Annotated in this window: 17 protein-coding genes; 3 read left to right on the plus strand and 14 right to left on the minus strand. The window is 68.7% G+C overall.

Going from position 1 to position 20,879, the window contains the following annotated elements:
• Positions 1–51 precede the first annotated feature (51 nt).
• The 3 genes from HEP75_RS22025 to mutM form a co-directional block, all read right to left on the minus strand.
• On the minus strand, positions 52–2,898 hold the full coding sequence (locus HEP75_RS22025) for a serine/threonine-protein kinase (RefSeq protein WP_185824964.1): 2,847 nt from the start codon (positions 2,896–2,898) through the stop codon (positions 52–54).
• An 18-nt stretch (positions 2,899–2,916) separates the two neighbouring features.
• On the minus strand, positions 2,917–3,483 hold the full coding sequence (locus HEP75_RS22030) for an ECF-type sigma factor (RefSeq protein ID WP_185824965.1): 567 nt from the start codon (positions 3,481–3,483) through the stop codon (positions 2,917–2,919).
• 69 nt (positions 3,484–3,552) lie between these two features.
• Positions 3,553–4,365, minus strand: a complete 813-nt coding sequence (gene mutM, locus HEP75_RS22035; protein ID WP_185824966.1) for a bifunctional DNA-formamidopyrimidine glycosylase/DNA-(apurinic or apyrimidinic site) lyase — start codon at positions 4,363–4,365, stop codon at positions 3,553–3,555.
• 964 nt (positions 4,366–5,329) lie between these two features.
• Between mutM and HEP75_RS22040 the strand changes: the two genes are divergently transcribed.
• Complete coding sequence (locus HEP75_RS22040) at positions 5,330–6,343, plus strand: DUF4034 domain-containing protein (RefSeq protein WP_185824967.1); 1,014 nt, start codon at positions 5,330–5,332, stop codon at positions 6,341–6,343.
• A gap of 282 nt (positions 6,344–6,625) precedes the next feature.
• Here HEP75_RS22040 and HEP75_RS22045 read toward each other — a convergent pair whose 3' ends face one another.
• Together HEP75_RS22045 and HEP75_RS22050 are read right to left on the minus strand one after the other, a co-directional pair.
• Positions 6,626–6,964, minus strand: coding sequence for an EF-hand domain-containing protein (locus tag HEP75_RS22045; protein WP_185826707.1), 339 nt, complete (start codon positions 6,962–6,964; stop codon positions 6,626–6,628).
• A 56-nt stretch (positions 6,965–7,020) separates the two neighbouring features.
• Positions 7,021–8,217 (minus strand): fatty acid desaturase, encoded by a 1,197-nt coding sequence (locus HEP75_RS22050; RefSeq protein ID WP_185824968.1) that lies wholly within the window; start codon positions 8,215–8,217, stop codon positions 7,021–7,023.
• 141 nt (positions 8,218–8,358) lie between these two features.
• Between HEP75_RS22050 and HEP75_RS22055 the strand changes: the two genes are divergently transcribed.
• A complete protein-coding gene (locus tag HEP75_RS22055) occupies positions 8,359–9,201 on the plus strand; it encodes an ATP-binding cassette domain-containing protein (protein ID WP_185821626.1) in 843 nt (280 codons plus the stop codon).
• Positions 9,202–9,574: 373 nt separating this feature from the next.
• On the opposite strand, the gene HEP75_RS22060 is transcribed toward HEP75_RS22055, so the two are convergent.
• The 9 genes from HEP75_RS22060 to HEP75_RS22100 form a co-directional block, all read right to left on the minus strand.
• Positions 9,575–11,209: an MFS transporter gene (locus HEP75_RS22060; RefSeq protein ID WP_185824969.1), complete on the minus strand. Its 1,635-nt coding sequence runs from the start codon at positions 11,207–11,209 to the stop codon at positions 9,575–9,577.
• Entirely contained in the window at positions 11,202–11,621 is a 420-nt protein-coding gene (locus HEP75_RS22065) for a DoxX family protein (protein WP_185824970.1), read from the minus strand. Before HEP75_RS22065 ends, HEP75_RS22060 begins: the two co-directional genes overlap by 8 nt.
• A 93-nt stretch (positions 11,622–11,714) precedes the next feature.
• A complete protein-coding gene (locus tag HEP75_RS22070) occupies positions 11,715–13,607 on the minus strand; it encodes an amidohydrolase (protein WP_185824971.1) in 1,893 nt (630 codons plus the stop codon).
• Positions 13,600–13,881 carry a DUF1427 family protein gene (locus HEP75_RS22075; RefSeq protein WP_185821630.1) on the minus strand — a complete coding sequence of 94 codons (282 nt, stop codon included), beginning with the start codon at positions 13,879–13,881 and terminating at the stop codon, positions 13,600–13,602. The genes HEP75_RS22070 and HEP75_RS22075 overlap by 8 nt, the downstream gene beginning before the upstream one ends.
• 13 nt (positions 13,882–13,894) lie before the next feature.
• The gene (locus tag HEP75_RS22080; RefSeq protein ID WP_185824972.1) at positions 13,895–14,548 is read right to left on the minus strand and encodes an isochorismatase family protein; all 654 of its coding nucleotides are present in this window, start codon (positions 14,546–14,548) and stop codon (positions 13,895–13,897) included.
• A gap of 116 nt (positions 14,549–14,664) precedes the next feature.
• Complete coding sequence (locus tag HEP75_RS22085; protein WP_185824973.1) at positions 14,665–16,077, minus strand: alginate export family protein; 1,413 nt, start codon at positions 16,075–16,077, stop codon at positions 14,665–14,667.
• 8 nt (positions 16,078–16,085) lie between these two features.
• Positions 16,086–17,015 (minus strand): glyoxalase, encoded by a 930-nt coding sequence (locus HEP75_RS22090; RefSeq protein ID WP_185824974.1) that lies wholly within the window; start codon positions 17,013–17,015, stop codon positions 16,086–16,088.
• Between the two features lie 288 nt (positions 17,016–17,303).
• Complete coding sequence (locus tag HEP75_RS22095) at positions 17,304–18,749, minus strand: DUF4832 domain-containing protein (RefSeq protein ID WP_221899289.1); 1,446 nt, start codon at positions 18,747–18,749, stop codon at positions 17,304–17,306.
• 589 nt (positions 18,750–19,338) lie between these two features.
• Complete coding sequence (locus HEP75_RS22100) at positions 19,339–19,803, minus strand: helix-turn-helix domain-containing protein (protein WP_185824976.1); 465 nt, start codon at positions 19,801–19,803, stop codon at positions 19,339–19,341.
• A gap of 159 nt (positions 19,804–19,962) precedes the next feature.
• Here HEP75_RS22100 and HEP75_RS22105 point away from each other — a divergent pair, with 159 nt between their 5' ends.
• Complete coding sequence (locus HEP75_RS22105; protein ID WP_185824977.1) at positions 19,963–20,871, plus strand: NAD(P)H-binding protein; 909 nt, start codon at positions 19,963–19,965, stop codon at positions 20,869–20,871.
• The last annotated feature ends 8 nt before the right edge of the window (positions 20,872–20,879 follow it).

The following is a 20,879-nucleotide window of genomic DNA, read 5'->3' on the forward strand; positions in this document are numbered from 1 at the left end:
CCCGCCACTGCGCCGGGAGCGGCCGGCGTCGCGCCGCCGCCGCAGCAGGACTCAGCGCGCCGCGGTCAACGCCGCCGGCGGAGCGCATGCGGCACGCAGCTCCTCCACCTCGTGCACCAGCGTGCCGCCCTGCGGCTGCGCCTGCGCCAGTTCGCGCTGCAGCGCCTGCAGTTCGCCACGCCCGTCGCCCGCACCTCCGCGGCGTTGGCAATGCAGCTCGGCGGCATAGGCGCGGGCGCGCCAGCGCAGCTTGCGGCTTTCGATGCCGTCGCCGCCCTGCCGCGCCTGCGCCTCCAGCTCGTGCAACGCCTGCGCGTCGCGGCCGAGCCGGCCCAGGTTGCGCGCCCAGGCCACGCGCACTGCGCGCGTGCGCGGATGGGTCGGGCCGTAACCGGCCTCGGTGCGGCGCAGCGCCTGCGCCAGCAGCGCATCGGCCTGCCGCGGTTCGCCGAGCGCAGCGCGCGCCTCGGCGATCAGCCGCTCGCTGTCGCCGACCGCCGGGTTGTTCTGGCCGAGCTGCGCGATCCAGCGCGCGCGCGCCTCGTACAGCGGCGCCAGCGCATCGCGGTGGCGGCCCGCCGCCGACAGCGCCAGGCCCTGGTTGAGCAGCATGTACGGCAGCAGCGCCTGACTGTCGGGCGCGCGCATGATCGCCACCGAGCGGTCCATGTCGGCGATCGCCTGCACGCCCTGGCCGCGCTCCAGTTCCAGCATCGCCAGCGAACTCCAGCTCATGCCGGTGTCGCGGTGTGTGGGGCCCAGCCGCTCCACGGTCAGCGCATGCGCGGCGCGCAGTTCGCGCTCGGCGATGTCCAGCCGGCCCTGGTCGATCATCACCGCCGCCCGCAAGCGCCGCAGCCCGAGGCTGACCGGGTGGCGATCGCCGTTCAAGCTGCGCGACAACGCCAGCGCCGCGCTCACCGCCTGCTCGGCCTGGTCGACATCGCCGCGATCGCGGTAGGCCACGCCCAGGCTGCGCAGCAGGTTGACGCTGAGCGGATGCCGCGGGCCGGCCTGGCGGTCGAGCAAGGCCAGGGCCTGCAGGTAACCGGCGATCGCCGCATCGGTGTTGCCGATGTCGCTGTCCATCGAGGCGATGTCGGTCATGCTCTCGACGATGCCGGCCGGGTCCTTGAGCACGTCGCGGTGCAGCGCCAGCGCGCGCTCGAACCAGGCCCGCGCCGGCGCGCGTTCGCCGAGCACGCGCCGGCAACGTCCCAGTTGCGAGAAGAACCCCGCGGCCTGCAGCGGCAACTGCGCCTGCGCTTGCTGCGCCTGCGCCGCCAGCGGCTGCAGCAGCGCCACGCACTCCTGCGAACGGCTCAGCAGGCGCAGCGCGCGCCCATGCTGCGCCGCCGCTTCCAGGCGCAGCGCCAGCGGTACATCGTCCTGCGTGGCCAGCAACGCGCGCTGCCGTTGCAGCAGCAGCAAGGCTTCGCGATAGTCGCCCAGGCCGATGCGCAGGCGCGCGATCACCCCCTGCAGTTCCGCACGCGCCAGCGGCTGCCGCAGCAGTTCGCGTTCGCCGCGCTGTTCGCCGCTGGCAAGCAGCCCGCGCAGGTCGAAGCCGTCGCCGCGCTGCGCGTTGCCGGCGCGATCGAACAGGCCGATCACGAAGTCCTGCATCGCCTGCGCGCGCACGGTTTCGCGGTGCGCCTCGCGCACCTGCCACAGCGCCACGCCCGCCGCGCCGAGCAGCGCGGCGGCGGTCAGGCTGCCGAGCACCACGCTCCAGCGATGGCGCTGCAGGTATTTCTGCAGGCGATAGGCCACGCCCTGCGGGCGCGCCTGCACCGTCCGCCCCTGCAGATGGCGGCGCAGGTCCTGGGCCAGCGCCTCGGCCGAGGAATAGCGCTGCGGCAGCGGCTTCTGCAGCGCCTTGAGCAGGATGTTGTCCAGATCGCCGCTCAGCCGCCGGGCCAGGCGCCGCGCCTCAGCCGGATCGCGTTGTCCTTGCTGTGCGGCGCGCGCCACCGCCGCCGACGGCCGCGGCGCCTCCACCGCCAGGATCGCGCGCTCCCATTCGGCATCGCTGCTGCGGCGCAGGTGGTAGGGCTTCTGGTCGGTGAGCAGTTCGTACAGCACCACTCCCAGCGAATACACGTCGGTCAGCGTGGTGATCGGCTCGCCGCGCACCTGCTCCGGCGCGGCGTAGTGCAGGGTGAACGCGCGCGCTTCGGTGCGCGGATGCGCGTCGGCCGCGGGGTCGGCTTCCGTGTCGAGCAGCTTGGCGATGCCGAAGTCGAGCAGCCGCACGTCGCCTGCGGCGTTGACCAGGATGTTGGACGGCTTCAGGTCGCGATGCACGATCAGGTTGGCGTGCGCATGGCTGACCACCTCGCACACCTGCAGGAACAGCCGCAGCCGCGCGCCGACCGGCAGGTGCAGGCGCTGGCAGTAATCGGTGAGCGGCTCGCCTTCGACATAGGCCAAGGCCAGGTACGGGCGCCCGTCGCTGGCGATGCCGGCGTCGAGCAAGCGCGCCAGGTGTGGATGCTCCAGCCGCGCCAGGATCTCGCGTTCGCGGGTGAAGCGCTGGCGCAGCGCGGCATCGGCATAGCCGGGGCGCAGCAGCTTCAGCGCCACCTGGCGCTGGTACAGGCCATCGGCGCGCTGCGCCAGCCAGACCTGGCCCATGCCGCCTTCGCCGAGCAACCGCTCCAGCGCATACGGCCCGATCCGGCTACCGGCACACAGGCACTCGGTGGCGGTGGCCAGCAACGGCTCGCTGAGCAGGTCCGAGCCGGCCGCGTCCAGCGCCAGCATGCGCACCAGGTCGTCTGCACTGGCCGGATCCTGCGCGTGCAACTGCGCCAGCCGCGCCGCGCGCGCCTCCGGGGTCAGATCCAGCAATTCGTCGAGCAACGGCGACAGGCGTTGCCACTGCAGCGCGTCCATGCGGTGCTCCGGTCGGTCCTAGTGATCCTGCATCGCCGCCAGCAGGAAGATGCGCGCCTTCTGCCAGTCGCGGCGGATGCTGCGTTCGGAGCGCTGCATCAGCTCGGCGATCTCCTGTTCGGACAGGCCCGCGAAATAGCGCAGCTCCACCACCTTGGCCAGGCGTTCGTCGAGCGCCTGCAGCCGGTCCAGCGCCACGTCCAGCGCCAGCAGGTCCTCGTCCAGGCGCACCCCGCCGCTGTCCTCGGGGATCTCGGCGACGCGCTTGAGATCGCCGCCGCGCTTGCGGGTCAGGCGGTTGCGCGCGTAGTCCACCACCACGCTGCGCATCGCCGAGGCGGCGTAGGCGAAGAAATGCGCGCGGCCGTCGAAACGGGCCATGCCGTGCGCGCCGAGCAGCTTCAGATAGGACTCGTGGACCAGCGAGGTCGCATCCAGTGTCTGCGCCTGCTGCCCGGCCAACTGGCGCCGGGCCATGCTGTGCAGTTCCTGGTAGAGCGTGCTGAGCACGCGATCGAGTGCCTCGCGGTCGCCGCCGCGCGCGGCATCCAGCCACACGGTGATCTCGGGGGCGGTCTCTACCACGGCGGTCTCTCCTCCGGCCGGGAGTCGCGCGGACTATAGCGCGCGCCGGCGGCCAGCGGCTGCCGTCCGTCAGCGCTGGCAGCTCCCGCACCAGACGCTGGCGCGCTGGCCGATGCTGGCATGGCGCAGCGGCCGCCCGCAGCGCTTGCAGGCCTCGCCTTCACGGCCGTAGACCGCCAGCTCCTGCTCGAAGTAGCCGGGCGCCCCGTCCGGGCTGATGAAGTCGCGCAAGGTGGTGCCGCCGCGGGCGATGGCATAGCCGAGGATCGCCTTGGCCGCCTCGGCCAGGCGCGCATAGCGTGCCCGCGAGACCTCCCCGGCCTCGCGCAGCGGACTGATTCCTGCCTGGAACAGACTTTCAGCGGCATAGATGTTCCCGACTCCGACCACGACGCGTTGGTCCATCAAGAACGTCTTTACCGGCGCACTCCGGCCACGGCTGCGCCGGAACAGGTAATCGCCGTCGAATTCGTCCGACAGCGGCTCCGGCCCCAGCTCCTCGAGCAACGGATGCACCTGCCCCGGCGCCTGCCACAGCAGGCAACCGAAGCGGCGCGGATCGTTGAAGCGCAGCACGCGCCCGTCTTCCAGGCTGATGTCGACGTGATCGTGCGCCCGCGGCGGCGTGTCCCCGGGCAGCACGCGCAGGCTGCCGGACATGCCCAGGTGCAGCAGCGCGCTGCCGGCGTCGGTGTCCATCAGCAGGTATTTGGCGCGGCGGCGGATGCCGTCGATGCGCTGCCCCGGCAACTGCTGCGCCACCTCCGGCGGGATCGGCCAGCGCAGATCCGGCCGGCGCAGGATCACGCCGTGGATGCGCCGCCCCAGCAGATGCGGCTCCAGGCCGCGCCGGGTGGTTTCTACTTCGGGGAGTTCGGGCATGGGAGAGAGCTGCTGACTTCCGGTTGACAAATTTTCTTGCTAAATGTATCACCGTCCCCAGTGCTAGGAAGCAGTTACTAAGCGGTCTCGGTTTTGGGTAAGGAGCAACCCCACTCAATTTTTGACACAAAATTTCATGGAACCACAGGCAGCTGCCGGTGTGGGGCCATCTTGTCTTGCGGGCCACGTTTTAGTCAGCGCGCATCTGCGCTTCTAGTTTTATATTCTTATGGCGAGAGGAAATGGATAACTCGACGAGGAGGTGGCACGATTTTACGGTGGAAATGCGCCGATACCCGAGAACCTTCGCGCTGCTTTTGCCATATTTTCCACTCCAAAAGACGAGAGGATAATAAATGCGTCTCTTCTGGGTACTGATTATATTAGCGATTCCTAGCATGGCTGTTGCGAGAAACTGCAAGACTACGCTTGGGGTTGATAAGAACCCACCATCTGAAGTCAAGCTTCAAGTGGAGAAACTCGGATTGAGTAATTTTCAGCTAATCGATCGAACGGCTTGCAAGAAAACGATCCGTTGGTTCGCGATACCTGAAAAATACACAGCCAACGCTCCGAGACCTCCGGGTTCAGAGCATTGGCTCATACTTGATATAAAAAGCCGAGAAGTTGAATTCATCCCAGCGCCAGGCTGACAACTAGATATGTAAAAATCAACTAAGTTATTACAGCTAGAGTTGCTTGAAATCACTTCTTACTCTGATCGTAGCGGTGTCGCCCAAAAATGGACCAGAGGGAATATCTTTTTGAATTAAATATTTTCTTTGGCAACTTTGATCGTCCACACGCCTCCCGATTCTCACCCGACGCCTGCGTCTGCGTGGATCACAGGCGCTGGGCGGAGACATGCCAGTACGCGCAAGCGGAGCTTGCCTGCAGAAGCATCGCATTGGAACCTCCCATATCCGTTAAGGAAGCACGCTTTTTTTGAAGGAGAGTTGGAGCAATGAGCTGGACAAAGCACCGCGTGTTGTCTGCGTTTCTATTTATCGCCGCGTTGACGCTTTCCACGCTGGCATCGAGCGAAGAGATACAGGAACGCACATCGATTCTCGATAGTACGAAGGAGGCACTCAAGAAGGACGACTTCGCAACGCTCGAGCGACAAGCCAAGCAGTTTCGAACGCAGCAGGACCGTACCTCCAGCGGCGTCTGGAAATTGAGTGTGCTGCATGGCGGCGTCAATCGCTATTTCCTCATAGGTACGTACGACGAGGCCACATGGGCGGAAAAGGAACAGACCGCCAAACGCTGGATCGCGGCATATCCGAAGTCTCCGACCGCACGGTTGGCGTACGCGGAGTGGCTGTCCAGACGCGCCTGGAGCCATCGCGGCGGGGGCTATGCGAATACGGTTCGACCGGAGGACTGGGCACCGTTCAGAGCCGGAATCGAGGCGACGAGACGCTATCTGGAGGACAACAAGAAGATCGCATCGTCGGATCCGGAGTGGTACGTCAAGATGGAATCCGTCGCCAAGGCGCAGCAGTGGGACGATGCCCGTTTCCAGACCTTGATCGATGAAGCGATGACGCGGTATCCCGAGTACTACGAGATATATTTCCACGCGATCGAGTTCTATTCGCCAAAATGGGGAGGCAGTGCGGCCGACATCGAACGGTTCACCAGGATGGCGATGGAGCGCACTCGTGCGCGGGAAGGGAAAGGGCTGTACGCACGCATCTATTGGTACGCCTCGCAATCGGTCTACGACGAACGACTGTTCAGCGAGTCGCTTGCGCGCTGGTCGACCATGCGTGCGGGGATCGACGATGTGCTCAAGGTCTATTCGGATGAGTGGAACCTGCAGAATTTTGCCCGCTTCGCCTGCCTCGCTCGCGATCGCGAAAAGGCCTTCGAACTGATTGGACGCGTGCGGGGCCCGACCTACATCATGGTCTGGAACAACGAAGAAAATTTTCAGCGTTGCAAGAGCTGGGCATTGCAGAGCGTCATCTAAGCGTCAGCGGTGGACGGCGGCGTCAGGCAACGGTGAGGAGACACATCGAACTTACCTGCAGAACGAAACGACCATGCGCTCTTCCTCGCACCGTAAACTGGCCGCGATGTACTGCTTTCTCGCCTTGCCGATGCTCGGTATTCGAAGCGATGCGACCGCCGTCTGTTTCCTTTCGATGGCGCTGCTGCACTTTCCTTAGGTGCCAAATCGTCCAGGTGACGGAACCCACGTCTCAAGACCCGCGCAAAGACACGGCATAGACGACACGGGCAGGTCAACCTCTCACTGCGGCGGCGCCGCCAGCTCCCTGGCGCTGAGGTAACCATCGCCATTGCTGTCCTGCTTGCGAAAGCGCGCAGTCAAAGTCGCCTGGTGCTGGGCGCGGCTGATCGGCTTGCCGCGGCCGCCGGGGAGTTCCGTGGCGCTGAGCACACCGTCGTGGTCGAGGTCGCGGGCGTCGAAGGCGTAGCTCATCCAGGCCAGGTATTCGTCCAGGCTGACGCGGCCGTCGCCGTCGCGGTCCATGCGCTGCAGGTAGCTGCCGGTGCTGTCGACGACCTGCGCGCCGGCGGTGGCGATCACAGCGCTGAGTGCGACAGCCAGCAGCGCGCGCAGCGCCATGAACGACGAACGCCGCACGAGGCGGCGTTCGCGAAGCGGCTGCAGGAGAGGGCGGGTCATGCCAGGGCGTAGCCCTTCAACCGTGCCGCATAGGCCTGCAGGGCGGCGATGCCGCTGGCCTCGGCGTCGTGGCACCAGGCCTGCAGTTGCTTCAGGCGTTCGCTGGCGTCGTGGCTGCGCGCTTCCAGCAGGGCCGCCAGGCGCGCGCGGTGTTCGACCAGGGTGCGCATGCGCGGGCGCTGCGCGACCCAGTGCTGCAGCTGTTCGCGCGCATCGGGCTTGAGCCAGCGGCCGTCGTCGACCAAGCCCTTGCGCAGGCGCCGCGGCAGCAGCTGGCGCAGCTTGGCGCCGGCCTGCGCGGCCTCTTCCTTCAGCGCCGGGGTGAACACATTGCGCTGGTAGTCGGTCATCGCCTGGAAGCGGTGCGAGAGCAGCGCGCGCAGGGTGTCGGCATCGGGCACGGCGATGTTGGGGCGCACGTCCAGGGTCGGCGCCACGCGCAGGATCTTGGCAAGGCGCAGCGCGGCCAGCGCGCGGATCGCGACCCAGCCGATGTCCAGTTCCCAGCGCCGCATCGAGAAGCGCGCGGAACTCGGGAACGCGTGGTGGTTGTTGTGCAGTTCTTCGCCGCCGATCCACAGCGCCCACGGGGTCAGGTTGGTGGAGGTGTCGGCCGATTCGAAGTTGCGGTAGCCCCACCAGTGGCCGAGGCCGTTGACCACGCCGGCGGCCCAGAACGGGATCCAGGCCATCTGCAGCGCCCACAGGGCGATGCCGGGCAGGCCGAACAGCAGGAAGTTGAAGGCGAGCAGGGCGATCGGACCCCAGTTCGCGTGCGCGGTGTACAGGCGGCGCTCGATCCAGTCGTCCGGGGCGCCCTTGCCGTACTGCTCGATGTCGCCGCGCATGGCGCGCGCTTCGCGGTACAGCTCCACGCCACGCCAGAACACGCGGCCGATGCCCTTGGTCTGCGGGCTGTGCGGATCCTCGTCGGTCTCGACCTTGGCGTGGTGCTTGCGATGGATCGCCACCCACTCCTTGGTGATCATGGAGGTGGTGAACCAGGTCCAGAAGCGGAACAAGTGCGACAGCAGCGGATGGAAATCGACGCCGCGATGCGCCTGGCTGCGGTGCAGATACAGGGTCACCGCGAAGATGGTCAGCTGGGTGAACACCAGCAGTACCGCCAGCATGCCCCACCAGCCGACGTCGAGCAGGCCGGTACTGAGGAAGTCGAGGATCGCGTCGGACATTGCCAGAACTCCAGGCCGGTGAAGGCGTGCGCCAGGTTGGTATAGGAGACATGATGGGGCCAGTGGCGGCAAACTTCACCCATCGCCTGCGTACGGTATTCAGCCGCTGCGCGCTCTTGATCACAGAACGGTTTCACTTCCATGTCCGTCGCCATCCCCGATGCAACTCCCATGCCGGCCGCCGCGCCGCTGATCGAACTGGACCGCGCCAGCGTGGTGCGCGGCCAGGTGCGCGTGCTGCACGAGCTAAGCCTGCGCATCGCGCTCGGCCAGCACACCGCGTTGCTCGGCCCGAACGGCTGCGGCAAGTCCTCGTTCATCAAGCTGATCACGCGTGAGCTGTATCCGCTGGCGCGCGCCGGCGAAGCCGCGCCGGTGCAGGTGCTGGGCCAGAGCCGCTGGCAGGTGGACCGGCTGCGCAGCCAGTTGGGCATCGTCACCGGCGACCTCAGCGTCAATCTCGCCGACATGCCTGGGCTGGACGTGGAGAGCGCGGTGCTGTCCGGCTTCTTCGCCAGCTACGTGGTGCCGCCGCATCGCGAGGTGACCCAGGCCATGCGCGACCGCGCACGCGAGGCGCTGCAGCTGGCGCATGCGTTGCCGCTGCTGCAGCGGCCGTACGCGGAGCTGTCGGCCGGCGAGACCCGGCGCGTACTGATCGCACGGGCATTGGTCAACCGGCCGCAGGCGCTGCTGCTGGACGAACCCAGCACCGGGCTGGATCTGATCGCGCGCCAGCATTTGCTGGCGACGATGCGCGGCCTCGCCCGCCAGGGCATCACCCTGGTGCTGGTGACCCACCACATCGAGGAGATCGTGCCGGAGATCGATCGGGTGATCCTGCTGCGCGGCGGCCACGTGTACGCCGACGGCACACGCGAGGAACTGCTGGCCGATGCGCCGCTATCGGCGGTGTTCGGCGGCCCGGTGCGGGTGCGCCGCGATGGTGCGACCTATAGCGCTAGCGTGGCCGAGGTGGAATAGGCGGGTGCGCGGGCTTGTGGTCTGCGTACTGCCGTCGACGCTGGTCTTTCATGGCCAGCAGTGTGTGGGCTGGACATGCCGTCGAGACATCGGTGCCGATGCTTCCACTCGACCTGGTGTGCCGATGACTTCGTTCGTCGCGGCTGAAGCCGCTCCTACAATGGCGTGATGGCGTTGCTGCATCGGCCAACATCCGAGAAGGCTAGATCGGCTAGCCTCTCTCCGCATCCGGTTGTACCGCGGGCAACACACCTATGGGAGCTACTTCAGTCGCGACGCGCGGTCCCGACACGCCATCGCAACTGAAGTCCTTCCGACACCACCACGTCTGCTCCCACCGCTCGCCAATCGCAGAAATCTGCTCCGAAACCCGCTAGCCGCCACGTCCATCGGCAGCCGGCGGTTGCGCCTGATGCAGGTCCAGCGCCAGGAAGTGGTGCACCGCCGGCCGCTCCGGGCCGATGTGATAGCGCAGCGCGGCCTCCTGCAGGTCGGCGTCGGCATGCGACACGCGCTGGTGCTGGCGCAGGTGCTCGGCCCAGGATTCGACCAGGAACCATTCCATCACCCGCTCCGGCTCGTTGCTGTGCTCGGTGATGCCCCAGGCGTAGGCGCCGTCGCGGCGCCGCTCCTGCGACAGCTCGCGCAAGGCGTGCAGGAACGGCGGCCGGTCGGAAGCGCGCACGCGGTATTCGATCTGCACCATGACCGGGCCGCGGTCGTGCGCCACCGGTGCATTGAGCAAAGGTTCGGGCCAGTGGTTGGACGGCTGCAGGTCGGCCTCGCCCTTGGGCAGGCGCAGGCGATGGAACACCAACGCGACCAGCAGCAGCGCGCCGGCGCCGAGCAGCAGCGTGGCGGCGATGCCGAGCTGCGCGGCGATCAAGCCCCAGGCCAGGCTGCCGCCGGCCATCGCGCCATTGAACACGGTCAGGTACACCGCCAGGCCGCGGCCGCGCACCCAGTTCGGCAGCACCGCCTGGGCCACGCCGTTGAGCGTGGTCAGCGCCACGATCCAGCCGACGCCGAGCACCAGCAGCAACAGCACCGCGACCGTCTTTGACGGCGTGGCCGCCAGCGCTGCCATCACCGCCGCGGTCAGCACAGCGGCCAGCAGCACCAGGCCATCGGCGTCCAGGCGCTTGCGCAACTGCGGCAGCACGATCGCGCCGAGGATCGCGCCGACTCCGACCGCGCCGAGCAGCACGCCGTAGAACCCGGCGCTGCCGCCGAGCATGCGCCGCGCCACCAGCGGCAGCAGCGCCCACACCGAGCTGGCGAACACGAAGAACACCGCCGCGCGCAGCAGCACCACGTGCAGTTCGCGGCTGGCGCGGGCGTAGCGCAGGCCGGCACGGAAAGCGCCGAAGAACTGCTCGGACAGGCCGCTGTCGGCGACCTTGGCGCGCGGCCACCACAGCAGCGCGGCCACCACGAACACGTAGCTGAGCACGTCGCTGGCGTAGGCGGCGGCCGCGCCCAGGCTGGCCAGCAGCAGGCCGCCGCCGGCCGGGCCCAGCGCGCGGGCGATGTTGATGCCCAGCGAGTTCAGCGCCACCGCATTCTTCAGGTCCGCGCGCGGCACCAGTTCCGGCACGATCGCCTGCCAGGTCGGCCCCATCAGCGCGCTGCCGATGCCGCCGACGAAGGTCAGCGCGACCAGGTACTCGACAGTGAGCGCGCCGGTCCTGGACAGCAGCAGCAGGCTGGCGCTGACGCTGGCCAGCAGCAGCTGCACGCAGATCAGGAAGCGGCGCCGGTCGAGGATGTCCGACAGCACCCCGGCGGGAATCGCCAGCAGGAACACCGGCAGCGTCGCCGCGGTCTGCATCAGCGCCACCGCAGCGGGATTGTCGGACAGGTCGGTGACCAGCCAGGAACTGGCGACGTCGCGCATGAAGCTGCCGACGTTGCCGAGCACGGTGGCCGCCCACAGCACCGCGAACACGCGATGCCGCAGCGGGGCGAAGCTGCCGGTCGCCGGCGCGGGCGCGGTGGACTCAGCCATGCGCACGCTCGCGCAGGTCGTGCCAGGCCACCAGCACGAAGCCGCCGACCAGGCCGAGGTGTTCGTAGAACGCGTTCATCGCCGCGAAGCGTTGCATGCCGCTCATCTCCCAATAGCGGTTGGCCACGCACGCGGCCCCCAGGGTGAAACCGGCCAGGGCCAGTGCGCCCAGCCAACGATACGCGCCGCTGAGAATCAGCAGCGACGCGCCCAGTTCCAGCACGATCACCGCCGCCGCCAGCGGCGCGGCCGGCGCCATGCCGAAATGCACCATCTCCGCCACCGCGCCGTCGAAGGCGAAGGCCTTGACCAGCCCGCCCTGCAGATAGGCCGCGCATAGCCCGAGCAGCGCCAGCCAGCGCAGCCAGGCTGGCGTCAGGCGCGTGCCGATCGAACGGGTCGCCTCATGCATGGCGCACGCTCCGCGCGATGCTGGCGGTGAGCGATACGTTCTGCGCACCGATGCCGGCCCGCGTGCCCATCGCGCCCATCGCGCTCCTCCGGCTCATACCGCCCAGCACGCGCAACCCAGCGCGCCCCAAAAGCTCTTCAGGTCGGCGATCGGCAGTTGGCTGCTCCACGCGGTGGCGTGCTGGTGCCCATGGATCGTGCAGTCGTGGGCGCAGCCGCAGCTGGCCACGGTCTGTTGCGACAGCGCCGCCTTCGGCGCCTCGCCCCAGGCGCCATAGCCGCGGAAGCTGCGCGCCGGCGACCAGTCCGGCAGCGCCGGCGGCGGCGGCGCTTCGTCGTGTTCGGCGAACGCACCGCTGGCCCACACCACCTTGCCGCCGACCATGGTCAGCAGCGCGGTGGTATCGGCGATGTCGCTTTCCGCGCAGCCGAAGAAGTCGCGATCCGGCACCACCAGATCGGCGAACTGGCCGGCCTGGATGCGGCCCTTCTTGCCTTCCTCGTTGCTGAACCAGGTGACGTGCTCGGTCCACATCCGCAACGCGGTTTCGCGGTCCACGCAATTGCGCTGCGGATACAGGCGCAGGCCGCCGACGGTGCGCCCGCTGACCAGCCACGCCAGCGACACCCACGGGTTGTACGAGGCGACGCGGGTGGCGTCGGTGCCGGCCGAGACCTTGACCCCTTTCTCCAGCATGCGCTTGACCGGCGGCGTGGCCTGCGCCGCGCCGATGCCGTAGCGCTCGACGAAGTATTCGCCCTGGTAGGCCATGCGGTGCTGCACCGCGATGCCGCCGCCGAGCGCGGCGATGCGGTCGATGGATTTTTCGGAGATGGTTTCGGCGTGGTCGAAGAACCAGTGCAGCCCCTGCAGCGGAATCTCCCGGTCCACGCGTTCGAACACGTCCAGCGCGCGGCTGATGGTCTCGTCGTAGGTCGCATGCAGGCGCCACGGCCAGCGGTTCTGCGCCAGGATCCGCACCACGTCCTCCAGCTCGGTCTCCATCTGCGGCGGCATGTCCGGCCGCGGCTGGCGGAAGTCCTCGAAGTCGGCGGCGGAGAACACCAGCATCTCGCCGGCGCCGTTGTGGCGGAAGTAGTCGTCGCCCTGCTGGTAACGCGAGCTGGCGGTCCAGTGGAGGAAGTCCTCCTTCTCCTGCTGCGGCTTCTGGGTGAACAGGTTGTAGGCCAGGCGGATGGTCAGCTGGCCGGCGTCGGCCAGTTCCTGGATCACCTTGTAGTCGTCGGGATAGTTCTGGAAGCCGCCGCCGGCATCGATCGCGCCGGTGACACCGAGCCGGTTCAATTCGCGCATGAATTGGCGGGTCGAATTGACCTGGTAGGCGTAGGGCAGCTTCGGGCCCTTGGCCAGGGTCGCGTACAAGATCGAGGCGTTCGGCTTGGCCAGCAGCAACCCGCTCGGGTTACCGTCGGCGTCGCGCACGATCTCCCCGCCCGGCGGCGCCGGCGTGTCCTTGCCGTAGCCCACTGCGCGCAACGCGGCGCCGTTGAGCAGCGCGCGGTCGTACAGGTGCAGCAGGAACACCGGCGTGTCCGGCGCCACCGCATTGAGTTCGGCGATGGTCGGCAGGCGCTTCTCGGCGAACTGGTGCTCGCTGAAGCCGCCGACCACGCGCACCCACTGCGGCGCCGGGGTGATCGCCACCTGCCGGCGCAGCATGTCCATCGCGTCGGCGAGGCTGCGCACGCCGTCCCAGCGCAGTTCCAGGTTGTAGTTGAGGCCGCCGCGGATCAGGTGCAGGTGGTTGTCGATCAGGCCCGGCAGCACGCAGCGGCCATGCAGGTCGATGCGCCGGGTGCGCGCGCCGGCCAGCGGCAGGATCTCCTCTTCGCTGCCGACCTGCAGGAAGCGGCCGTCCTTGATCGCCACCGCCGTGGCACTGGGACGCGCGCGGTCCAGCGTGGTGAAGCGGCCGCGGTACAGGATCAGGTCCGGCGCGGCGTCGGTCGCATGCGGCTCAGCCATTGTCGTGCTCTCCCCGTTCCGGTTGCGCCGGCGCGCGCGTGCGCTGCGGCAGTTCGCCGAACACGTGCGGCTTGACCTGGTGGTGGAACCACGCGGTCGGGTTGGCGTCGCTACGCAGCAGGCGTTGCACCAGCGGCGGCAACTGCTCGCCGAGCAGGATGCCGAGCAGACCGACCAGCGCGATCACCGGCGGCGCCGGCGAACGCACCTTGAACAGCGCGTAGATCACCCCGACCAGCAGGCCCAGGCCCAGCGATACCAGATAGGTCTTCATCGGCGTGCTCCGCTCAGCCTTCGTGGGCGCCGAACATGGTCCGGGCATAGACGATGCCCAGGCCGTAGGCGCCGCCGTACTTGCGCGCCACCTCGGTGGTGGTGGCGTAGGTGTCGGTACGCGCCCAGTCGCGCTGCAGTTCCAGCAGGTATTGCAGCGCGGTCATCGGCCGGCCGCCGGCCTGCACGATGCGTTCGATGGCGCGGTTGTGCGCCTCGGCCGACACGTCGCCGCAGGCATCGGCGATCACGTAGACCTCGAAGCCCTGGTCCAGCGCCGACAGCGCCGGGCCGACGATGCACACGCTGGTCCACAACCCTGCCAGCACGATCCGCGGCTTGCCGATCTCGTTGACCCGGCGGATCACCGCCGCGTCTTCCCAGGTATTCATCGACGTGCGGTCGAGCAGCGCCTGGCCCGGGAACGGCGCCACCACTTCGTCGAACATCGGTCCGGAGAAGCTCTTTTCCGCCACCGTGGTCAGGATCGTCGGTACGCCGAAGCTGGCCGCGGCGTTGGCCACCAGCGCCGCGTTGGTGCGCAGCGCGCTCGCATCGATCGAGTGCGTGGCGAAGGCCATCTGCGACTGGAAGTCGATCATGATCAGGGTGTGGTCGCCCGGGGAAAGCAACGAGGTGCCCGGAACGGGCAGAGCGGCGAGCGGCATGGCGACATCCTGGTGTGCGGGGGAAAGCACGATGCTGGCGCGCGCTGGCGGCCGCGTCTTGGAGATTCGTGTCGCTTTGTGCGCAAAGCGTACGGCCGCTCCATGCAGCGGCGGCGCTACCAGGCCCAGCGCAACTCCACGCCGACATAGTCGCTGTCGCGCGCGCCGGCCTGACGCAGCGCGCTGCCGACGTCGTAGCGCACCGCTTCCAGCGCCGCGGTGAGCTGCGGCGACAATGGATGTTGCAGCCGCAGCTGCGTGTAGCGGCCGGTCCAGCGCCCGCCGTGGCCCGCGGTGCCGGCAACCGGCACAGTGGGCTGCAGGTACACCGCATCGGCGCTGCTCTGCCGCCACAGCAGGCCAACGCCCAGGGTCGCGGTCAGCGCCGGCGCGGCCTGCCACTGCAGCGACGGCTTCACGTGCAGCAGATTGCTGTAGCCGGTGTAGCCGGCGAGCGCGAAGTAGTAGCCGTTCGGGAACAGTGGATTGAACGTGTCCACGCGGCCGTCGCCGGCATGCGCGTCGCCGGAGGCGGCATCCAGTTGCAGACCCAGGCGTGGCTGCGTGGCGAACCGTTGCAACGTATACCCGGCACGCGCGCCGACCGCCCAGGCCCGGATCGCCTGCTGGCCGACGCTGCCGCGCTGCGCCATGGTTTCCAGGTCCCAGTCCGCGCCGCTGGCGGCGCCGGCGAAACGCAGGTCGACCACATGGCGGCGCTCGCGGCCGCTGCCATCCAGGTAGTGCGCCTGGTCGCGCGCGTACAGCGCGTAGTAGGCGGACAGTTCGTTGTCGCCGAATACCTTGCGCTCGGCGCGCAGCGTGCCGAAGCGCACGCGGCGGCTGGAACTGTCGTCGAAGGCGCGCGCATCGGCGTACTGCACCGGTTGGCTGAGGAAGCCGAGCAGGCGCCAGCGCGCGGTTTCCCAATCGGCCCACACCGCATCGAACGATTGGCGCACGTTGGGACCGTCGCGCGAAGACACGAAACGTTGCAGATCGAAAGCGAAGTCCTGCCGCCCCACGCGCGCCTTGAAGGTGCCGGCGGCGAAGGCGTGCTGGTAGGCGAGGAAGGCCAGGCGCAGGTCGAGCCGGTTCTGGTCCGCGCCGGAATGCATGCGCTTGGCATAGGCGCGTACGTCCTCGAGTTGCGCGAACGCCTGCCAGTCGCTGCCCAGGCGCAGATCGGCGTGCAGTTGCAGCCGCTGCAGCAGGTAGGCATCGGCCGTGTCGCCGGTGCCCAGGCCGGGCGCATCGTTCGACTCGAAGCGCTCGCGCAGGTTGGCGCCCAGCGACAGGTAGCGTTGCGGGTCGTCGGCGTCCAACGGCAGGTACTTCAAGCGGTCCAGCGGCATTTGCCGCAGGGCCGGATCGGCCAGCGCCGACCAGTCTTCCTGCCAGCGGTTGGTGCTCGGCTGCGGCCGTGTCGGCTGCGGCGCCTGTTCCTCGGCGCGCACCGGTGCCGAGAGCGCGACCGTGCAGGCCAGCGCCAGCAACGCGCCGTGCCGCAGGCGCCCGGCGCCGTGCATGCCCCCGCTCAATGCGCCAGCGGGCTATGGATCTCGGCGACGTAGCCGCCCGGGAATTCCACCACCGCGCTGCGCCGGTCCTGCGCAACGAACGGCGCCACCAGCACCTGCACGCCGGCCGCCTTGGCCTTGTCCAGGGTCTGCTGCAGGTCCTCGACTTCGTAGCCGGTGGTGTCGCGGCCGTACGGATACGGCAGGTGACCGTCGCTGACCGCCACCGTGGTCTTGCCGAACTCCGAGAGCAGGCGGATGCGCCGGTAGTGTTCGCCCGGGCGGCCGATCTCCTGCCCCGGCGCCTGCCGCGCATCGTCCACGAGCTTGCCGTGGGAGAAGGCCAGGAAGCTGCGCACGAAGGCGTCGGCGCGGTCCGGCGACAGATACACGCGGTTCTCCGGCAGTGTGCGGAACGCCGCGTACGACGGTGCGGTGGTATGCCAGTACAGCTGCGTGTTGACCCCGCCCGGCCATTGCACCACCGCATCGCGGCCGATCGGATCGGGGAACGGCGCGACCAGCACGTCGGCACCGGCGGCGCGCGCGGCGGCGACGGCCTGGTCCAGGTCGCGCACCAGCAGGCCGTTGCGCTCGGCGCCGAACGGATGCGGGATTGGCGTGGTGAAGCCGAACAGCGAGACCGTGCCGACCGGGGTCTGCAGCAATTGCGAGGTGGTGCTGCTCGGCGTCGGCGTCACCGTCGCCACCACCTGGCGCGTGCTGGTGCCGCCGAAGGTGGCCAGGAAACTGGCGACGAAACGGTCCACATCGGCCGGCGCGACATAGACGTGGGTGGTGTCGTATTGCGGGCCGACCGCGACCGGCGGTGTGGCGGCGCTACGCGCAGCTGGCGACGTGGCGGACGCGGCGAACGCACTCGGCGACTGCGCGCCGAGCGACAGCACGCTGAGCGACAGCAGGGCGGCGGCGATTTTCAGGCGCATGCGGAAACATCCTCGGCTTGCAGCGAAGACCTGCGCCGGCAACGGCGCAGGCAACCGGCACCCGATGCGCCGGCCACTGCATGCTGCGCGGCGGCCAAGTGGACGTCTTGGAAATTCGCGCGGTGTTGCGCTGCCTGTATCGGGATGGCCGGCATTTGCAAGGTGATGCGGCTGGCGGTCGCGTCCCCTCCGAGCGAGGACTCCGGATCTTCTGCGCCCATCCGCCCCGCCGCGCCGATTCCAATGGCGCGCCGCGGCCGCAATGTGCGGCCGCGGCGCGCCGTCGGATCAGGGCACCTGCACCTGCCCCAGCGGCAAGCGCCGTTCGCTGTCCTGGCCGTCGTTCTGCGGGGCGACGTGGCGGCGTCCCGGCGCGTCGTCGGCCAGGGCCAGGCGCAGCGCGTAGCTGCCCGACGGCAGCGCGGCCGGAACGGTGAAGCTGGCGCTGCGGCTGAGGGTGGCGCCGGGCATGATCTCGTTGAGCGCGAAGTCGGCGACGGTAGCGCGTGCGCGCGTGGTGCCGTCGCTGGCGACCCAGTGCAGTTCCACGTGGTAGCCGTGATAGAGCGGGGCCGAACCGCGGTTGGTCATGTCCAGTTGCAGCGTGGCCTGCTGGCCGCGGGTCTGCGTGTCGGGCCAGCTCGCCTTGGCGACCGCCAGACGATAGCCCAGGTCGCGTTTGATGTCCTGCAGCTTGCTGGCGCTGCCGCTGGTTTCGTGCGCGCCGGCCGGGCCGAGGAAGCTGAAGTGGTAGTCGCGCAGCAGCTTGCGGATGTCGGCGGTGCGGTTGATCCAGGTGCTCTTCTGGTTGGCGTTGGGACTCTCGCCGCTGATCGGGCTCACCATCCAGTTCTGGCGCGCGGCCGGCACTTCGTTGCTCAGGCCGTACTCCAGGTTCCACCATCCGTCGTCGCTGCAACTGGGCAGCGCTGGACTGAAGGCGCTGCAGCTGGCGGTGAAGGACGGAAAGAAATCCTCGTGGAAGCCGAACATCGCCGATCCCACATCGGACTGGCGTGCGTAGCGCGTCTGCAGCGGCGTGCGCTGGAACGCGGCGACATAGGCGTCGCGGATCAAGCTCCGGGTCTGCGCGTTCGGCTGCAGGTCTTCGCAGCCGCTGGTATGCCATTCGCCCCAGAAGCCGAGCAGCCCCACCTGGATGGCGGTGATGCGCGGATCGCCGTCGTAGCGCGCGGCCAACGCCGCCACGAACTGCTGCATCTGCTGGCGCGCCTTGGCGTTGTTGTAGTCCAGGCTGCGGATCGGCCCGTCGCCGTCGCAGCTGGCGCGGACCGCGAAGGGAATGGACAGCGGTTGCTGCTCGAGGAACTTGGGGTAGTCGCGCTCGTTCTCGCCACCGGTGTAGTGGGCGTCGATCTGGCTGCCTGCGCTGTCGGGATAGTCGGCGACCGGGCGCAGCACGAAGGTGGCCAACGGATCGTCGTTGAGGATCGGTTGCAGGTAATGCGTTTCGATCGCCTGCCAGTCGAAGACTTGGTCGGACGTCTCGATCATCCGCCACGGCAGGTACACGTGATAGATGTGCGCGCCATGGAAGTTGTCCACGCCGCCATCGGCGGCGTAGGAACTGCCCCACAGCATGAACCCGCGATGCGGGTTGTCGAACTCCTGGGTGGACACCGCCGGACTCAGCGTGCCGGCGTGCGCGCAGGCGGCGCTGAAGATGCAGGCGACTGCGAGGGGCAAGCGTCGGGAAACGGGACGTGACGACATGGGGCGACCTCTTCGTTTTATGGAGGGGTGGAGACGTCAGACAACGTGGCGAGCGCTGGGGATTGCGTTTCCGCCGTGCCGATGCCGGCGAACGGCCGGCACCATCCGGCACCGTGCGAGTCCTGCGTGCTGGACGGCACTCGTTGCAGCTGGATGCACCGAACGCACCGCGCCGGCAGGCGTCGTCATGGGCGAAACGGCACCGATGCAACGGAATCGAGCCTAGTCCATGTTTCGTTATGCATCAATCTGGAAATATAACGAAATTATCTTTGTCTACCTGGATGGACTGGATCCTTGATGCCCACCCCTTTCCATGGCCGGCGCAGCCGCAACGGGTCGATCCGCGTCGCGTGCGCGGCGATCCGGGCAGGCCCTCAAGGTGCATCGGCGTGTCGTGGGTGATGGGGGGCGTTGTGCGCCATGCGGGACCAACGACATCGGGCGCACTAGCCGGATCGGCGAACCTGCGGCAGGCAGCGCCACTTCAGGCGCACCACGGCACGCCCGACCTGCCGCATTGCGCGACAGGCCCTGCTTCGATCACGCCGGCCTGTGACACAGGCAGCGCATCGCCATGCGACCGCGGTCAGGCGCTGCGGCGGGTCTGCACCGAGGTCGCAGCGCCGGGCTGCTCGTGTTGGAATGCCGCGCGCGCCGCACGGACGTCGCCGTGATGGGCTTCGGCCCAGCGCACCAGTTGCGCGAGCGGTTCGCTCAGCGACTGCCCCAGCGCGGTCAGCCGGTATTCCACGCCAGGCGGCACCAGCGGCAGCACCGCGCGCGCGACCAGGCCTTCGCGCTGCAGGTCGCGCAGGGTCTGGGTCAGCATGCGCTGGGAAATGTCCGGCACCGCGCGGCGCAATTCGCCGAAGCGGTGCGGGCGCTCGGCCAGCAGCAGCAGGAACAGCGTGCTCCACTTGTCGCCGATCTGCGCCAGCACGTCGCGCACCGGACAGCGGTCGATAGGCATGCCCTCGCCGCGGTAGTCGCGCAGCTTCTGGCTCAGCGGCGGCTCGGTGGACACGGCAGCCAATGGCGCAGAGACGGACATGGCGGTTACCTCGAGGTAATCAGGGGCGGAAAAAGTGCCGTATTTACAGCCCTGCGGCGATCTCTACTATGCACCTGGTTCCTTTTTCAGACCACCGCAGTCCGCTGCACGGCCGCGCCGCTTGGCGGGCGCCGGCAGCGTCCACTCCCAAGGAAACCCATGTCCACTCATCCCGATTCCTTGCTCGTCACCGGCGCCGGCGGCCAGTTCGGCCAGCGCGTGCTGGCCCATCTGCTGGACACGCTGCAGCTGCCGCCGACGCGCATCGTCGCCCTGACCCGCCGTCCCGAGACCCTGGCCGCCTGGGCGGCGCGCGGCGTCGAAGTGCGCCACGGCGACTTCGACGCGCCTGCCTCGCTGGATGCCGCGTTCGTCGGCGTGGCGCGCCTGCTGCTGATCAGCACCGACGCGATCGACCGTCCCGGCCACCGCCTCGCGCAGCACCAGGCCGCGATCGCCGCGGCCGCACGCGCCGGCGTGCGCCATGTGGTCTACACCTCCTGCCCGGAACCGCAGGATTCGCCGCTGCTGATCGCGCCCGACCACGCCGGCAGCGAGGACGCGCTGGCCGCCAGCGCCCTGCCCGGCTGGACCGTGCTGCGCAACCACTGGTACTTCGAGAACCTGTTCATGAGCCTGCCGTCGGTGCTGGCCTCGGGCCACTGGTACAGCGCCGCCGGCGACGGCCGCATCGCGCATATCGCCCGCGACGACCTGGCGCGCGCGGCCGCGGTGGCGCTGGCCGGCGGCGGCGAGGCCAAGCGCACGCTGACCCTCAGCGGTGCCCGCGCCTACAGCACCGCCGATATCACCGCGTTGGTCGCGCAAACGCTCGGCACGCCGATCCAGGTGGTGCCGGTACCGGTCGAAGGCCTGGTTCAGGGCATGGTCGGCGCCGGACTGCCGGAGCCGCTGGCGCGCGTGCTGGCCTCGTTCGACAGCAACACCGCCGCCGGCCGCGTGGCTACCGTCACCGGCGACTACCAGGCGCTCACCGGCCAGGCACCGCAGCCGTTCGAACAGTGGCTGCAGGCCAATCGCGCGCAGCTCGCCGCACTGGTGCCGTGAGCGCCGCG

It is taken from the genome of Xanthomonas sp. SI (assembly GCF_014236855.1).
In the GTDB taxonomy this organism is placed as follows: Bacteria; Pseudomonadota; Gammaproteobacteria; order Xanthomonadales; family Xanthomonadaceae; genus Xanthomonas_A.

Coding starts and splice junctions, on each gene's coding strand:
- HEP75_RS22025 (WP_185824964.1), bottom strand. CDS start 2,898: ATGGACGCGCTGCAGTGGCAACGCCTGTCGCCGTTGCTCGACGAATTG.
- mutM (WP_185824966.1), bottom strand. CDS start 4,365: ATGCCCGAACTCCCCGAAGTAGAAACCACCCGGCGCGGCCTGGAGCCG.
- HEP75_RS22040 (WP_185824967.1), top strand. CDS start 5,330: ATGAGCTGGACAAAGCACCGCGTGTTGTCTGCGTTTCTATTTATCGCC.
- HEP75_RS22045 (WP_185826707.1), bottom strand. CDS start 6,964: ATGGCGCTGCGCGCGCTGCTGGCTGTCGCACTCAGCGCTGTGATCGCC.
- HEP75_RS22050 (WP_185824968.1), bottom strand. CDS start 8,217: ATGTCCGACGCGATCCTCGACTTCCTCAGTACCGGCCTGCTCGACGTC.
- HEP75_RS22055 (WP_185821626.1), top strand. CDS start 8,359: ATGTCCGTCGCCATCCCCGATGCAACTCCCATGCCGGCCGCCGCGCCG.
- HEP75_RS22060 (WP_185824969.1), bottom strand. CDS start 11,209: ATGGCTGAGTCCACCGCGCCCGCGCCGGCGACCGGCAGCTTCGCCCCG.
- HEP75_RS22065 (WP_185824970.1), bottom strand. CDS start 11,621: ATGCATGAGGCGACCCGTTCGATCGGCACGCGCCTGACGCCAGCCTGG.
- HEP75_RS22070 (WP_185824971.1), bottom strand. CDS start 13,607: ATGGCTGAGCCGCATGCGACCGACGCCGCGCCGGACCTGATCCTGTAC.
- HEP75_RS22075 (WP_185821630.1), bottom strand. CDS start 13,881: ATGAAGACCTATCTGGTATCGCTGGGCCTGGGCCTGCTGGTCGGGGTG.
- HEP75_RS22080 (WP_185824972.1), bottom strand. CDS start 14,548: ATGCCGCTCGCCGCTCTGCCCGTTCCGGGCACCTCGTTGCTTTCCCCG.
- HEP75_RS22085 (WP_185824973.1), bottom strand. CDS start 16,077: ATGCACGGCGCCGGGCGCCTGCGGCACGGCGCGTTGCTGGCGCTGGCC.
- HEP75_RS22090 (WP_185824974.1), bottom strand. CDS start 17,015: ATGCGCCTGAAAATCGCCGCCGCCCTGCTGTCGCTCAGCGTGCTGTCG.
- HEP75_RS22095 (WP_221899289.1), bottom strand. CDS start 18,749: ATGTCGTCACGTCCCGTTTCCCGACGCTTGCCCCTCGCAGTCGCCTGC.
- HEP75_RS22100 (WP_185824976.1), bottom strand. CDS start 19,803: ATGTCCGTCTCTGCGCCATTGGCTGCCGTGTCCACCGAGCCGCCGCTG.
- HEP75_RS22105 (WP_185824977.1), top strand. CDS start 19,963: ATGTCCACTCATCCCGATTCCTTGCTCGTCACCGGCGCCGGCGGCCAG.